The 13,844-nt window shown below is 63.2% G+C and carries 13 protein-coding genes; 5 read left to right on the forward strand and 8 right to left on the reverse strand.

What is annotated here, in order from left to right:
- Positions 1 to 30: 30 nt before the first annotated feature.
- Both RIN61_RS06740 and RIN61_RS06745 read right to left on the reverse strand, forming a co-directional pair.
- Complete coding sequence (locus RIN61_RS06740) at positions 31 to 762, reverse strand: HugZ family pyridoxamine 5'-phosphate oxidase (protein WP_207879788.1); 732 nt, start codon at positions 760 to 762, stop codon at positions 31 to 33.
- A gap of 175 nt (positions 763 to 937) precedes the next feature.
- Complete coding sequence (locus RIN61_RS06745) at positions 938 to 1,948, reverse strand: DUF481 domain-containing protein (protein WP_112250332.1); 1,011 nt, start codon at positions 1,946 to 1,948, stop codon at positions 938 to 940.
- A gap of 166 nt (positions 1,949 to 2,114) precedes the next feature.
- Between RIN61_RS06745 and RIN61_RS06750 the strand changes: the two genes are divergently transcribed.
- Positions 2,115 to 2,468 (forward strand): MGMT family protein, encoded by a 354-nt coding sequence (locus RIN61_RS06750; protein WP_112250331.1) that lies wholly within the window; start codon positions 2,115 to 2,117, stop codon positions 2,466 to 2,468.
- A gap of 43 nt (positions 2,469 to 2,511) precedes the next feature.
- Positions 2,512 to 4,059 carry an AmpG family muropeptide MFS transporter gene (locus tag RIN61_RS06755; protein ID WP_112250330.1) on the forward strand — a complete coding sequence of 516 codons (1,548 nt, stop codon included), beginning with the start codon at positions 2,512 to 2,514 and terminating at the stop codon, positions 4,057 to 4,059.
- A 132-nt stretch (positions 4,060 to 4,191) separates the two neighbouring features.
- Here the strand turns inward: RIN61_RS06755 and RIN61_RS06760 are convergent, their stop codons facing one another.
- The 3 genes from RIN61_RS06760 to RIN61_RS06770 all read right to left on the reverse strand — a co-directional run bounded on the left by RIN61_RS06760 (position 4,192) and on the right by RIN61_RS06770 (position 7,076).
- Positions 4,192 to 5,430 (reverse strand): MFS transporter, encoded by a 1,239-nt coding sequence (locus RIN61_RS06760; protein ID WP_112250329.1) that lies wholly within the window; start codon positions 5,428 to 5,430, stop codon positions 4,192 to 4,194.
- A gap of 204 nt (positions 5,431 to 5,634) precedes the next feature.
- Complete coding sequence (locus tag RIN61_RS06765) at positions 5,635 to 6,477, reverse strand: mechanosensitive ion channel family protein (RefSeq protein ID WP_046616540.1); 843 nt, start codon at positions 6,475 to 6,477, stop codon at positions 5,635 to 5,637.
- Between the two features lie 113 nt (positions 6,478 to 6,590).
- Positions 6,591 to 7,076: a YajQ family cyclic di-GMP-binding protein gene (locus RIN61_RS06770; protein WP_016713577.1), complete on the reverse strand. Its 486-nt coding sequence runs from the start codon at positions 7,074 to 7,076 to the stop codon at positions 6,591 to 6,593.
- A 100-nt stretch (positions 7,077 to 7,176) separates the two neighbouring features.
- Here RIN61_RS06770 and RIN61_RS06775 point away from each other — a divergent pair, with 100 nt between their 5' ends.
- Genes RIN61_RS06775 through RIN61_RS06785 form a run of 3 tightly spaced genes read left to right on the forward strand, consistent with a single transcriptional unit; the run spans position 7,177 to position 10,731 of the window.
- Entirely contained in the window at positions 7,177 to 8,094 is a 918-nt protein-coding gene (locus RIN61_RS06775) for a putative 2-dehydropantoate 2-reductase (RefSeq protein WP_207877974.1), read from the forward strand.
- Positions 8,095 to 8,132: 38 nt separating this feature from the next.
- On the forward strand, positions 8,133 to 10,163 hold the full coding sequence (locus RIN61_RS06780; RefSeq protein ID WP_112250327.1) for a sensor histidine kinase: 2,031 nt from the start codon (positions 8,133 to 8,135) through the stop codon (positions 10,161 to 10,163).
- 1 nt (position 10,164) lies between these two features.
- Positions 10,165 to 10,731, forward strand: a complete 567-nt coding sequence (locus RIN61_RS06785; protein ID WP_313856389.1) for a cob(I)yrinic acid a,c-diamide adenosyltransferase — start codon at positions 10,165 to 10,167, stop codon at positions 10,729 to 10,731.
- Between the two features lie 107 nt (positions 10,732 to 10,838).
- On the opposite strand, the gene RIN61_RS06790 is transcribed toward RIN61_RS06785, so the two are convergent.
- The 3 genes from RIN61_RS06790 to RIN61_RS06800 form a co-directional block, all read right to left on the reverse strand.
- Positions 10,839 to 11,834 carry an IS110 family RNA-guided transposase gene (locus RIN61_RS06790; RefSeq protein WP_252379473.1) on the reverse strand — a complete coding sequence of 332 codons (996 nt, stop codon included), beginning with the start codon at positions 11,832 to 11,834 and terminating at the stop codon, positions 10,839 to 10,841.
- Between the two features lie 309 nt (positions 11,835 to 12,143).
- Positions 12,144 to 13,088: a Nudix family hydrolase gene (locus RIN61_RS06795; protein WP_313856392.1), complete on the reverse strand. Its 945-nt coding sequence runs from the start codon at positions 13,086 to 13,088 to the stop codon at positions 12,144 to 12,146.
- Positions 13,085 to 13,717, reverse strand: a complete 633-nt coding sequence (locus RIN61_RS06800; protein WP_112250324.1) for a glutathione S-transferase family protein — start codon at positions 13,715 to 13,717, stop codon at positions 13,085 to 13,087. The genes RIN61_RS06795 and RIN61_RS06800 overlap by 4 nt, the downstream gene beginning before the upstream one ends.
- Positions 13,718 to 13,844: the final 127 nt, after the last annotated feature.

Consider the following 13,844-nt stretch of genomic DNA (forward strand, 5'->3'; position numbering starts at 1 on the left):
ACCAACAGATGGATGCGTGCGCTCGGCTTTTCAACCCTCGACTTCCGTCGCAACCGGCCACTGGTCGGCGCGAGCCAGCAAAACCAGGGCTTCGCGGACTTGTGTCGGCGTGTTGCAAATACTCGGGAAAGGCAGCCAGTGCAACGCTTGGCCGATACGCAGGTGCATGCCTTCGCTGTCCACCCCGACCATCTGCGCTGGCGCACGGCTTGGCAAATCGGCCAGCTGCACATAATGGGCGATGGCGTTGGCGTGGTCGTTGTTCATGTGCTCGACCATGCTTGCCTCGGCTTTACCGGCGAACGGGTTGGCCAGGGTCACCTGGTCGAGCCAGTGGATCGCGCCGAAGCCGCCGATGTAGCGGTGGCGCACCGGCTGCAGCACCCAGAAATCGAAGTCGTGGGCCTTGTGGTAGTTGGCTGCTTCCGGGAAAAAGCGGTAGTAGCGCTCGGCGGCGGCCTCGATGGCGGCCTCCTCCACCAGCTTGTGCGCCTCGGCCATCACCGTCAGGCGCCCCACCGCCTGTACGTCCTCGGCTTCGCGCTCACCCACCAGCAGCGAGCACTTGGGGTCTTTCTGCAGGTTGTGGGTGTGCTGGGCGATGCGGCTGATGAGGATCAGCGGATTGCCCTGGGCATCCAGGCAGTACGGCACGACAGAGCCGAAGGGGTAGCCGGGCATCGACTTGGAATGAGTCGAGAGCACGCCGCGGTATTCCTTGAGCAGCAGTTCCCGGGCGGGGCGGATGGCGTTGGTACTCACTTGGGGGCGGCTCCTGATGGCGGGCTGGATGGGACAAGATAAGCATTATCAGATCCAGTGCCAATGGGGCTGCTTTGCAGCCCATCGCGACGCAAGGCCGCTCCTACAGGATTTACGCGATCCCCTGTAGGAGCGGCCTTGTGTCGCGATGGGCCGCAAAGCGGCCCCAAAAGACTCACCAGGTAACGCCGAAGCCAGCTGTATAGCGGGTCTTGTCCAGGTCACTGTCCCGCGTACCGGTGATGATGTCCTTCTCCGCCTTGAGGTTGAGCGAGGCCCACTCGGTGACCTTGTAGCGCAGGCCAACCTCGGCATCCAGCGCATAATCGGCCACGCCACCCAGTGGCTTGGCGAACTCGCCATTGGTGAACAGCTGCACGTTCTTGCCGATCAGGTAGCGGGTGTAGTCCCACTTCACCGCCGCGGAATAGAAGTTGTCCTTGGCGCCATCCTGGTATTCGAAGTCGGTGCGGTTGATCAGCGAACCCAGCGAGAACGCGCCCAGCTCGTTGTCCCAGAACTGGTAACCCGGGCCGGTACCCACGGTGCGCTGGCGGGCGAGGTCTTCGATGCGGTCACGCTTGTACTCCACGCGCCCCTGCCAGAACCACTTTTCGGTGAGGAAGCGGTCCAGAGCGTACTCGGCACTCCAGTTGTCGGTGGTGGTGACGTCGTCCTTGGTCTCGCGGTTGTACTCGCCTTCGGCGTTGTGCCGCCAGCGGCCATGGCGGGCGCTGGTCTTGAAGCCGACGTCGTAGTCGTCGGTGTCATTCTCGGCGCGCTTGTAATCCAGTGCCACGTCGACGTTGCCTTTCCACACGAAATCCTCGACCAGGGGCTTGGGCTTCATGATCTGCTCGATGCTGGCCAGCTCCACGGTCTTCGGTGCCTCGCCATTGGCCAGGGTCACCTTGCCGGGCTCGGCGGCCTTCAGCGACTTGGCGCGCTCACCGCTGTAGGCGTCCTGCTTGACCAGCATCTCCTGGTCGCTCTCCAGGGTCTGGACCTCTTTCCAGTCCAGGGCGATGGAACCGCCATAGGGGGTTTCCAGCAGCAGCTTGCCGCCGTCGAAGACTTTGATCTTGCCGCTGAGCCGGTCACCGTTTTTCATCCACACGGTGTCGGCGAACACCGGGGAGGCGCACAGGGAAACAGCAAGCAGGCACAACAGGGATCTAGAATACATAAGCGGGCTATGATCTGCGGACTACGGGTTCGATTTGGCGAAAAAAGCCGGGCATTATCCAGATAACCACGACCAGAGCAAGGAAAGACCGGGAGCATGCCGTTGAGTTCAACTCTCATTTGCCAGACCGCCGGTCCGGTTTCATCTGCAGCCCAATGGGGGCCTGATGTCTGACGGATATGAGCACGCCCTGGAATCCGCCGAGGGCCGACGAACGGCGCTGTATTCGGTACTCGGCCAGGTGCCGCCCGGCAAGGTCGTCAGCTATGGCCAGCTGGCCGAGCTGGCGGGGCTTGGGCGGGCGGCACGCTGGGTCGGGCGCACCCTTGGGCAACTACCTGCAGATACTCGCCTGCCCTGGCACCGGGTGCTTGGCGCTGGTGGCCGGCTGAGCCTGGCACTGGGTACCCCGTCGGGGGATGAACAAAGGGCGCGACTGCGCGCGGAGGGTGTGAATGTAACCAACAATCGTGTGGATATGACGCGCCATGGCTGGCGCCCGATGGAGCACAGCGGTTAGAGTGCGCGCTTTGTTTTCGCAAACTTGAGGCAGATGTTGGCCCATGCCCCGTAAAACCTGGCGCGCTGCGCTTGCTGCATATGCCAGCCCGTCAACCTTGGTACTTTTGCTGCTCGGCTTCGCCGCCGGTCTGCCCTACATGCTGGTGTTCTCCACCCTTTCGGTGTGGTTGCGCGAAGCGGGCGTGGCCCGCGAGACCATTGGTTACGCCAGCCTGATCGGCCTGGCCTATGCCTTCAAGTGGGTGTGGTCGCCGCTACTCGACCAATGGCGCCTGCCGCTGCTCGGCAGCCTTGGGCGTCGGCGTTCGTGGCTGCTGCTGTCGCAGGCGCTGGTGGTGGTCGGGCTGGTAGGCATGAGCCTGTGCGACCCGCAGCAACACTTGTCATGGCTGATCGCATTGGCGGTGTTGGTGGCCTTCGCCTCCGCTACCCAGGACATCGCCGTCGATGCCTACCGCCTGGAAATCGCCGACGACCAACGCCAGGCTGCGCTCGCCGCCAGCTACATGGCCGGCTACCGCGTGGCGGCCCTGCTGGCCACGGCCGGTGCCCTGTTCTTCGCCGAATGGTTCGGCTCTACCGGCTTCAGCTACCTGCACAAGGCCTGGGCCGGCACCTACGTCATGTTTGCAGTGATGATGCTGCCCGCCGTGTTCACCACCCTGATCATGCGCGAACCGCCCGTACCCATGCGTACCCAGCTGTCGGCAGCGCGCTATGGGCTGGTGCACCAGCTGGCATCGGTGTTCGTGCTGATCATCCTGCTGGTTTCGGTACCGGCCAGCTTCACCCAGATGTTCAACACCGGCTGGTCCAGCGTCATCTCCGGTGATGCAACGCCACTGGACCTGTTGCTGGAAGACCGCGCCTTCCTGCGCCTGATCCTCTACGTACTGCTGACCTGGGCGTGCCTGTCGAGCCTGGGCCGTCGCGGCCTGGCGCCGGTGCTGACCCCGGTCAACGACTTCATCGCACGCTACCGCTGGCAGGCCCTGCTGCTGCTCGGCCTGATCGCCACCTATCGCATGTCGGATACGGTGATGGGCGTAATGGCCAACGTGTTCTACATCGACATGGGCTTCACCAAGGACCAGATCGCCAGCGTCAGCAAGATCTTCGGCCTGATCATGACCCTGGTCGGCGCCGGGATCGGTGGCCTGCTGATCGTGCGCTTCGGCATCATGCCGATCCTGTTCATCGGCGGTGCTGCCTCGGCGGGCACCAACATCCTGTTCCTGATGCTGGCCGACATGGGCCCGAACCTGCAAATGCTGGTGGTGACCATCTCGCTGGACAACTTCAGCTCCGGCATGGCCACCTCGGCCTTTGTCGCCTACCTGTCGAGCCTGACCAACTTGAAGTTCTCGGCTACCCAGTACGCGTTGCTCAGCTCGATCATGCTGCTGTTGCCAAGGCTGATCGGGGGCTATTCGGGGGTCATGGTAGAGAAGTTCGGTTACCACGACTTCTTCCTGATCACTGCCCTGCTGGGCGTGCCCACCTTGATCCTGATTGCTCTGCAGTGGCGCCAGGAGGCGGGGCCGGGTAAACCGGTGGGCGAGGAAAGTTCAGCAGCGCAAAGGCCCTGAAGAGGCTGTACCGCCTGTATCGGCCTCTTCGCGGGTAAACCCGCTCCCACAGGGACTGCACAGCTCTCGAGGGCAGTGCTGTACCTGTGGGAGCGGGTTTACCCGCGAAGAAGCCGGTTCAGGCAATGAAGATTACTGGGTAACAGCCCCGGCTCGCCCACCCACCACAAACCACAATGGCCACAGCGCCAAGGCCCCCGCCACCCCCGCCGCCAGGGCAAAGTGCAGCAAGCTGGCCCCGGCACCAATCAGCGCCAGTAGCGCCCCACCCAACCCCAGCAAGGCAATGGTGATCATCCCCAACATGGCCGAGACCAGGCCCTTGCTCTGCTCGCTGGCGAACAGCGTCATGCGATACAGCACCGCGTTGGCCACGCCCAACCCCAGCGCGTACAGCGACATGCCCGCCACCACGCTGGTCACGCTCGGCCAGTACCAGGTCGCCAGCACCATCAGGCACAGCCCGGCCAGGTATGGCCACAATGCACCACGCACCAGTGCCGGCAGCGGATAGCGGTCGGCGATGCGGTTGATGATCAGGTTGCCAAGGATCAACCCGCCAAACACCGGCAACTGCCACAAGGCGTATTCCATGGTGCTCAACCCCTCGTCGTGGATCAGCAGCACCGGCGACAGGCCGATCCAGCCAATCAGCGGCAGACCGACCAGGCCCAGGGCCGCGCTACCAGCGACAAAGCGGCGGTTGGCCAGCAACTGGCCGTAACCGGCCAGCAGCGGCAGCAGGTGGATCGGCGTGAACGCCAGGCGAGAGCCGTCACGACGCTCCACACCAAGCGTTTCCGGCATCAGCCGGTACAGCAGCAGCCAGGCCAGAACCGCGCCAATGGCAAAGGCCACGAACAGCCAGCGCCAATCCAGCCACTGCAGCAGCAAGGTGCCCACCAGCGGCCCGAGCAATGGCGAGAGCAAGGCGATATTGGCCAGCAGGGCCATCATGCGCACGGCGTCCGCCTCGCTGAAGGCTTCGTTCAGGGCCGGGTAGCTGACCGTGACCACAAAGCCCAGGCCGATGCCCTGCAGCAGGCGCAGCAGGTTGAACAGGCCGATGTCATGGACCCAGAAGGTGGCCAGGCAGGCCAGGCCGAAGAACGCGCAGCCGATCAGCAGCAGCGGACGCCGGCCATAGCGATCGGCCAGCGGACCGATCAGCCATTGCAGCACCACGCCCCCCAGCAGGTACAGGTTGAGAGCATGGGGAATGTATTCGGGGCTGGCGTTCAGGTCGCCGACCACCACCGGCATGGCAGGCATGACGGCATCGCTGGCCAGATAGGTAAGCAGCTCGAACAGGGCCAGGGTCAGGCCGAACAGCAAGGCGCGCAGCGGGGTGATGTACAGCAGTGGTTTCATGATGGCGTATCAGGTGTGGCAGGTGGGGTCAGGCTATATGCCAGAAATGGCGGGGTATTGCTGTGAACAAGTGTAAAAAGCCGGGGCCGCTTCGCGCCCCATCGCGACGCAAGGCCGCTCCTACAAGGGTTACGCGATTCCCTGTAGGAGCGGCCTTGCGTCGCGAAGGGGCGCGAAGCGGCCCCAACCGATGACAACGCGGTATTACTGCGCTGCAGTCTCCTGCACCACGCGAATCACACGCTGCGGGAACGGAATGTCGATCCCTTCGGCCTTCAACCGGTCACGCGCATGCTCGTTGAGCATGAACATCACATCCCAGTAATCGGCGGTCTTGGTCCACAAGCGCAAGGACACGGTGATCGAACTGTCGCCCAAGGTTGCGACCACTGCCTGCGGCGCCGGGTCGGGCAGCACGCGTGGGTCCTGCGCAAGCTCCAGCAGCACGTTGCGCGCCTTCTGCAGGTCGGCCTCGTAGTCCACGCCCACATCGAACACCACCTTGCGCGTCGGCTGGCGGTTGGTGTTGGTGATGATGCCGTTGGACAGGCTGCCGTTGGGCATGATCACGGTCTTGTTGTCACCGGTGCGCAGCACGGTGTGGAAGATCTGGATGCTGTCGACGGTGCCGGCCACGCCTTGCGCCTCGATCCAGTCACCGATGCGGAACGGGCGGAACAACAGGATCAACACGCCACCGGCAAAGTTCGCCAGGCTTCCTTGCAAGGCCAGGCCGATGGCCAGCGTGGCACCACCAATCGCAGCCACGAACGAAGTGGTCTCAATGCCGATCATCGAGGCAACGCTGATCGCCAGCATGACCTTGAGGATTATGTTGGCCAGGGTGCGGATGAAGCCCTGCAGCGCCGGGTCTTGTACGCGCAAACCCACCAGCCTGGCGAGTCGATCGCTGACCACGTTGGTAAGCCACCAGCCAATCGCCAAGGTCAGCAGTGCCAGCAGCAGGCGGCTGCCGTATTCCATGATCAAGGGGACCCAGGTCTGCGATTGGCGGACCAGCTGATCGACTTCAGCGTTCAAATCCATATTCATCTCCTGATGCCGAACGGCATGTACACGTATAGCAGGCCGCCGTCGGTTCGGCGGCCTTGGCCCCCATGGACATCATTACGCCATCGGGGTTCCGGACAACCCTGCGATCAGTCGCGGAAGTTGTTGAACTGCAATGGCATGTCGAATTCCTTGGTACGCAGCAGGGCAATGGCTTCCTGCAGGTCGTCACGCTTTTTACCGGTAACGCGTACCTGCTCGCCCTGGATGGCGGCCTGCACTTTCAGCTTGCCATCCTTGATGGTGGCGACAATCTTCTTCGCCAGGTCCTTGTCGATGCCTTCGCGGAATTTGGCTTCCTGTTTCTTTTCCTTGCCCGAGGCGTACGGGTCCTTGGTTTCCAGGCACTTCACGTCAATCTTGCGCTTGACCAGCGCCAGGCGCAGGATTTCCAGCATCGCTTCGAGCTGGAACTCTTCCTCGGCGGTGAGCATCACGGTCTGCTCTTTGTCCTTGAACTCGAAGGTGCCCTTGCCCTTGAGGTCGTAGCGACGGTCCAGGTCCTTGATGGCGTTGTCGACCGCGTTCTGCACTTCGTGCTTGTCCAGTTCCGATACCACGTCGAACGAAGGCATGGTTGTTCTCCCAAAATAAAAGCGCGCTCAGGCTGAAGATGGAGCGCGCTGGGTTTGACGGTTAAAATGCGGGCTCATTATAACGGGTTGCGAAACGCATATGAGCAGCACCTGGCATATTCTCGGCGCCGGTAGCCTGGGCAGCCTGTGGGCTTGCCGCCTGGCGCGCGCGGGCAAGGCAGTGCGCCTGATCCTGCGTGACGGGCAACGGCTGCAGGCCTACCAGCAGGCCGGTGGCCTGACCCTGGTCGAACAGGACCAGCCCCGCCACTACGCCATCCCCGCCGAAACCGCGCAGGCACGCGGCCCGATCCATCGCCTGCTGGTGGCCTGCAAGGCCTACGACGCCGCCCCGGCCATCGCCGGCGTGGCAGCGCGTCTGGCCGAGGGCGCCGAAGTGGTGCTGCTGCAGAACGGCCTGGGCAGCCAGGACGAGGTCGCCGACCTGGTGCCCCACGCGCGTTGCATCTTCGCCTCAAGTACCGAAGGGGCGTTCCGCGAGGGTGACTGGCAGGTACGCTTTGCCGGCCACGGCTTCAACTGGCTGGGTGACCCTCGCAACCCGACGACCCCGGCCTGGTTCGATGACCTGCATCAGGCCGGCATCCCCGCCGACTGGACGGTGGATATCCTCACCCGCCTGTGGCGCAAGCTGGCACTCAACTGCGCCATCAACCCGCTGACCGTGCTGCATGACTGCCAGAACGGCGGGCTGCTGGGACATCTGGGCGAAGTGGACGCCCTGTGCGCCGAGCTGGCCCAACTGCTGCGCCGCTGTGGCCAGCCAGAAGCGGCAGACGGGCTGGACGAAGAAGTACAGCGGGTGATCCTCGCCACTGCGGCCAACTACTCTTCCATGTACCAGGATGTACGCGCAGGCCGGCGCACCGAGGTGCACTACCTGCTTGGCCACGCCTGCCGCGCCGCCGGCCGACATGGCCTGCAGCTGCCAGAGCTGGAACGCCTGCTGCAGCGCCTGGTCGATAACCTGCGTGCGCGTGGTTTGCCCTGCGACTGACGCGGCCCTTTCAACCGGATACGGATATTGCCTAACCCATGACCTTGCGCCAACGCCTGGAAAACCTCCCGGTCGGGCAGAAGCTGCTGGCAGCCCTGCTGGTGTTGCTGGTGACCATCCTGCTGGTGGCCAACCTCACCTTCATCAGCGCCGCCTACTGGATCACCCAGGAAAGCATGGCGCCACAGGCACTGCACACCATCGGCCGGCTGGTGGCCAACCCGCAGCTGGCGGCACGCGCCGGCGATGCACCGGACACCGCCAGCGCCCTGCTCAAGGAACTGGACAGCTACACACCGCTGCGCGCCGCCGCCGTCTACGGTGGCGATGGCCGCATACTGGCGCAGCTTCAGCACGGCGAGCCGCTGGCCCTGCCCAGGCGTTTTCGCGACATCGACGGCTGGCGCCTGATGGAGTTTCGCAGTACCCAGCTGATCCGCATGCCACGTGACGCCAACCCACCGGCGCACCTGCTGCTGGTGGCCAGCAGCGAACTGCCCACGGCCTTCTACACCGGCACCCTCAGCGCCAGCCTGGGCATCCTGGTGTTCAGCATCCTGCTGTGGATCGTCATCGCCCGGCAGATCAAACGCCTGATCACCCAGCCGATCAACCAGCTCGAAGAACTCAGCCGCCAGGTCACCCGCGAAGAGAGCTATGCCCTGCGTGCGCAGCGCGGCAACGACGATGAAATTGGCAGCCTGGCCGAAGCGTTCAACACCATGCTCTCGCGCATCGAGGCCCGCGAACAGCAGCTCAAGCGCACCCGCGACGAGTTCCAGGAGGCCTATGACCAGGCCCAGGGCCTGGCCGAGGAAACCCGCCACACCAACCGCAAGCTGGAGCTGGAAGTCCAGGTGCGCAGCAAGATCGAGAAAAAACTGACCGGATTCCAGAATTACCTGAACAGCATCATCGACTCGATGCCCTCGGCGCTGATCGCCCTCGATGAACAGCTCTACGTGACCCAGTGGAACCACGAAGCCACGGTGCTTTCCGGCACGCCGCTGGACGAAGCGCTGAACCAGCCGATCTTCATTGCCTTCGAACCGCTCAAGCCGTTCCTGCCGCAGCTGAAGGAAACCGTGGAAAAGCACCGCGTGGCGAAGATCGAGCGGGTCACCTGGCCCAAGGGCGACGACCTGCGCCACTATGCCCTGACCTTCTACCCACTGACCGGTGGCGGCGGCCGTGGCGTGGTCATCCGTATAGACGACATCACCCAGCGCCTGTCGCTGGAAGAAATGATGGTGCAATCGGAGAAGATGCTTTCGGTCGGCGGCCTGGCCGCCGGCATGGCCCACGAGATCAACAACCCGCTGGGCGCGATCCTGCATAACGTGCAGAACATCCGCCGACGCCTGTCACCAGAGCTGCCGCGCAATCAGGAACAGGCAGAGGAACTGGGCATCGACCTGCCCACGGTCAACCGCTACCTGGAGAGCCGCGAAGTACCGCAATTGCTCGACGGCATCCAGCAGGCTGGTGCCCGGGCTGCGAAAATCGTCACCCACATGCTCAGCTTCAGCCGCCGCAGCAACCGCCAACTGGCGCCATGCGACCTGCCGGCGCTGATCGACCAGGCGGTGGAGATCGCCGGCAACGACTTCGACCTGGCCATCGGCTTCGACTTCAAGGGCCAGGCCATCGTGCGGCAGTTCGACCCCGAACTGGGGCCGGTGCCATGCACCGCCAACGAATTGGAGCAGGTGCTGCTCAACCTGCTGAAAAACGCCGCCCAGGCCATTCATCAACGGCCGCAGCCAAGCGAGCCCGGGCGCATCACCCTGCGCACCCGCTTGAACCCGCCATGGGCAGAAATCCAGGTCGAGGACAATGGCGTCGGCATGCCCGAGGGGGTGCGCAAGCGCACTTTCGAGCCGTTCTTCACCACCAAGGAAATCGGCCAGGGTACCGGGCTGGGCCTGTCGGTCTCGTACTTCATCATCACCAACAACCACAAGGGGCAGATGGAAGTACAGTCCACGCCCGGCCAGGGCACCTGCTTCACCCTGCGCCTGCCCCTCGGCCAGCCGGCAGCGGTGACGCCGGCCAAAACGGAGAAATGACATGGGCTACCGCCTGTCGAAGATCTACACCCGCACCGGCGACAAAGGCGAAACCGGCCTGGGCGACGGGCGCCGGGTACCCAAGGACCACCCACGGATCGAGGCGATCGGCGAAGTGGACAGCCTGAACAGCCAGCTGGGTCTGCTGCTGGCGGGGCTGGCCGAACAAGGCCTGGATGAAGTGAGCGCGGTATTGGCGCCGTGTCAGCACCGCTTGTTCGACCTGGGCGGTGAGCTGGCGATGCCCAGCTATCAGGCGCTGAACCTGGCAGAGGTGGAACGCCTGGAAGCGACGATCGATGTTTGGAATGAAGAGCTGGGGCCGTTGAAGAACTTCATCTTGCCCAGTGGCTCGGCGTTGGTGGCTCAGGCGCATGTGTGCCGCAGCCTGGCGCGCAGTGCGGAGCGGCGGTGCCAGCAGCTGAATGCGTTGGAGCCGTTGGCGGGGGTTGGGTTGGCGTATATCAACCGGCTTTCGGATCTGCTGTTTGTGGCGGCGCGGATCATCGGGCGGCGGCAGGGGGTGGCTGAGGTTTTGTGGCAGCCTGCCGAGAAGCCGCAGGGCTGATAGTTTTGGGGCTGCTGCGCAGCCCGATCGCGACACAAGGCCGCTCCTACAGGAGAACCGTGTCATCTTGAAGGAATCGCATCACCCTGTAGATACTCTGTTGGCGGTCAAGCTTTTCTGAGGTGTTCAGAGCTGAAAAGCTTGGCCGTATCAAATGGCTCATTCCCGCGCATGCATGCCCAGATGCCTGTCAGGTACTTGCGCATGACCGCAGCGATAGCCTGCATTTTCTTCTTGCCCCTGTTGACCAACGACTCGTAAAAAGCCTTCGCATAAGGGTCGCAGCGCACTGCGGTCAAGGCAGGCATGTACATGGCTGCCCGTAGATAAGCATTCCCACTTTTGCCGAGTCTGCCGGGCTTATCAATGCTCGTTCCCGATTGGGTCTGTCGAACATCGAGACCCGCGTGGCGAGCTACCTGCGAGGACTTGAGTATTTGAGGAAGGATGGTCAGTTCAGCCAATGCCGCAAGTGCCGAGACTTCTCCCATCCCAGGCCCTGCGAGCAGCTGCTTGTACTGCCGAGTAAGCGTCGGACACTGGGCGACCAGCTCGCGGCCCGCCTTACGAAAGCGCTCAATTCGATTATCCAGTGAAGCAATCGCTTCCTCCTGATCCTCGATCAGCATCGACACGGTTGTAGCGGTCGCCTGCAATGCATGCAGTTCGTTCTTCGCCCTTGTACGATGCCCCACCAAACGATTGATGTGTCGCCCCAGAGCCCTCAGCTCAAGCTGCACAAGGCTTGGAGGTGTCCACAAGCGCGGTGTCATACGCTCGCCGTACTCGGACAGCAGTTGAGCATCTATTGCATCGGTCTTGCTGTTCACCAGCATTAGTTTGGCGAAATTGTGGAAGCTCTTGGGGTTGATCACGGATACAGGAAGGTCAGCCGCATGTAGCTCAAGGGCCAAGTCCAGGTAATAGATTCCGGTCGCCTCCATCACGATCGACTTGGGTTTGAGTGCCAGCAGCTTTTTCACCGCAGCCTTACGGCCTGCAGGGGTTTGAGCGATATCCCACTGTCCGGCCGGACGCCCATCTTTACGCACCGCAACGACCGAAGTACGTGAGCCGATATCGACGCCAACCCAGACACTCATTTCTTCCCTCTCCAAGCGAGTTAGGTAACAATGGCCTCCGGTTCCCCGACCTCGAACTTCATGCTGCTGCAACCTTGTAATGCGAAGTCCGACTTGTCGGCTTCTCGATACTCTTCGCAGTGGGCAATGAGGCGGGGGGCCTCTCTACATACAAGGTCAGGGGCAATGCCTGCCTTCAGGAGCGATCGGCCTCCCCGGAAGTGCTTCTTCAGCCCGACGAGAATAACCTCTCCCGCTAGGCCAGACACAACATACAAGGAGCGGCCTTGTGTCGCGATGGGCCGCAAAGCGGCCCCAATTACAGGCGACTCAAATCTCAGGCCAGAACGCCCGGATCCCGGCAACACCCTGTGCCCCCGCATCCCAAGCCTGCTCACGCTCAGCCGGCCCGACCCCGCCCAGTAGGTAAACCGGCTTGTTGAACCCAGCAATCAACCGCTGTGCCTCGTCCCACCCCAGCGGCACCGCCTCAGGGTGAGTCCGGGTCGCCTGCACCGGCGACAAGGTAACGAAGTCCACGCCCATCTGCTCCGCCAGCGCCAGCTCTTCGGCACTGTGGCAGGACGCCGCCAGCCAGCGCTCCCTGGGGAACGGCCGGCCGTTGGCGGCATACTTGCGCAGTTGGGCAGCCGTCAGGTGCCAACCTGCGGCCGGGAAATCACCCAGCCACTCCAGCGGGCCCTTGAGCATCAGCTGCGCCTTGCCAGCGCACAAGCCGACCGCATCCACCGCCACATCGCGGTACTTGGGGTCGTACATGTCCGGTGCACGCAACTGGATCAGGCGAATGCCGCTGGCCACCGCTTTCTGGATGCCCTTGAGCATCTGCGGCACTTCCAGGCCATCGGGGGTGATCAGGTACTGGTCTGGCAGGCGCGCGGCCGCAACGATCGGCTTGTTGGCCTCGGGAAATTCGTACAATGGCAAATCGCGCGGGGCAACCCATTCCAGCGGCTGGCCTTCGGCGCCATGCGGCTCGCCGGTGAACGCCTCGACTTCGCGCACATCCAGCAGCACCTGCTTGTCCGGGTAATCGTGGCTGACCTTGATCAGCGCGCGCGAACGGCTTACCTCGATGCCCAGTTCCTCGCGCAGCTCGCGGGCCAGCGCCGCCTCGACACCCTCACCCTCTTCCACCTTGCCGCCCGGGAATTCCCACAGGCCGCCCTGGTGCTGGGTATCGGCACGCCGTGCGATCAGAACGCGGCCGTCGGTACCGCGAATGACAGCAGCTACAACATGAATCCGTTTCACCCTTCACGCTCCGCCAGGCCAGCCTGCTGCCAGGCCTGGAAGGCCGGCCACTGGTAAATGGTTTCGATATAGGTCGCCGCCTCGGCAGGCACTTCCACGCGATAGGTGCGCAGGCGCACGGCTACCGGGGCGAAGAAGGCATCGGCCAGGCTCGGCTTGCCGAACAGGAACGGGCCACTGTCCTTCGCCGCCAGGCGGCATTCCGACCACAGCGCAACGATACGGTCGATATCGATTTGAACCTCCAGCGGCACGCTGTCCAGCGCCTGGTCACGCGACAGATCGAACGGCATGGCGCCGCGCAGGGCGAAGAAGCCGCTGTGCATCTGCGCGCAGGCCGAACGGGCCTGGGCCCGGGCAGCCACATCGGCCGGCCAAAGCTGGGCGTCGGGGTGGCGTTCGTTGAGGTATTCGGCAATGGCCAGCGAGTCGGCGATCACACCGTGCTCGGTCTTGAGCAGCGGTACCTTGCCGGTTGCGGAGAAAGCGAGGAGGCGCTGACGGGTGTCAGGCTGGTTGAGTTTGATCAGTGTTTCTTCGTAAGGCACGCCAGCCAGTTCGAGGGCCAGGGCGCCACGCAGCGACCAGGAGGAATACAGCTTGTCGCCGATGATCAGGTGATAGCTCATGGTTCGGCTCCATCGGTTTGGGAATTTTGGGGCTGCTCTGCAGCCCATCGCGACACAAGGCCGCTCCTACAGGGGTTCGCGAGCTCTTGTAGGAGCGGCCTTGTGTCGCGAAAGGGCCGCAAAGCGG

The organism is Pseudomonas inefficax, assembly GCF_032164165.1.
In the GTDB taxonomy this organism is placed as follows: domain Bacteria; phylum Pseudomonadota; class Gammaproteobacteria; order Pseudomonadales; family Pseudomonadaceae; genus Aquipseudomonas; species Aquipseudomonas inefficax.

Bases quoted from the DNA above. Each gene is read 5' to 3' on its own strand.
- RIN61_RS06785 (WP_313856389.1), top strand. From the start codon at position 10,165: ATGGGCTACCGCCTGTCGAAGATCTACACCCGCACCGGCGACAAAGGC.
- RIN61_RS06745 (WP_112250332.1), bottom strand. From the start codon at position 1,948: ATGTATTCTAGATCCCTGTTGTGCCTGCTTGCTGTTTCCCTGTGCGCC.
- RIN61_RS06750 (WP_112250331.1), top strand. From the start codon at position 2,115: ATGTCTGACGGATATGAGCACGCCCTGGAATCCGCCGAGGGCCGACGA.
- RIN61_RS06760 (WP_112250329.1), bottom strand. From the start codon at position 5,430: ATGAAACCACTGCTGTACATCACCCCGCTGCGCGCCTTGCTGTTCGGC.
- RIN61_RS06790 (WP_252379473.1), bottom strand. From the start codon at position 11,834: ATGAGTGTCTGGGTTGGCGTCGATATCGGCTCACGTACTTCGGTCGTT.
- RIN61_RS06755 (WP_112250330.1), top strand. From the start codon at position 2,512: ATGCCCCGTAAAACCTGGCGCGCTGCGCTTGCTGCATATGCCAGCCCG.
- RIN61_RS06780 (WP_112250327.1), top strand. From the start codon at position 8,133: ATGACCTTGCGCCAACGCCTGGAAAACCTCCCGGTCGGGCAGAAGCTG.
- RIN61_RS06770 (WP_016713577.1), bottom strand. From the start codon at position 7,076: ATGCCTTCGTTCGACGTGGTATCGGAACTGGACAAGCACGAAGTGCAG.
- RIN61_RS06775 (WP_207877974.1), top strand. From the start codon at position 7,177: ATGAGCAGCACCTGGCATATTCTCGGCGCCGGTAGCCTGGGCAGCCTG.
- RIN61_RS06800 (WP_112250324.1), bottom strand. From the start codon at position 13,717: ATGAGCTATCACCTGATCATCGGCGACAAGCTGTATTCCTCCTGGTCG.
- RIN61_RS06765 (WP_046616540.1), bottom strand. From the start codon at position 6,477: ATGGATTTGAACGCTGAAGTCGATCAGCTGGTCCGCCAATCGCAGACC.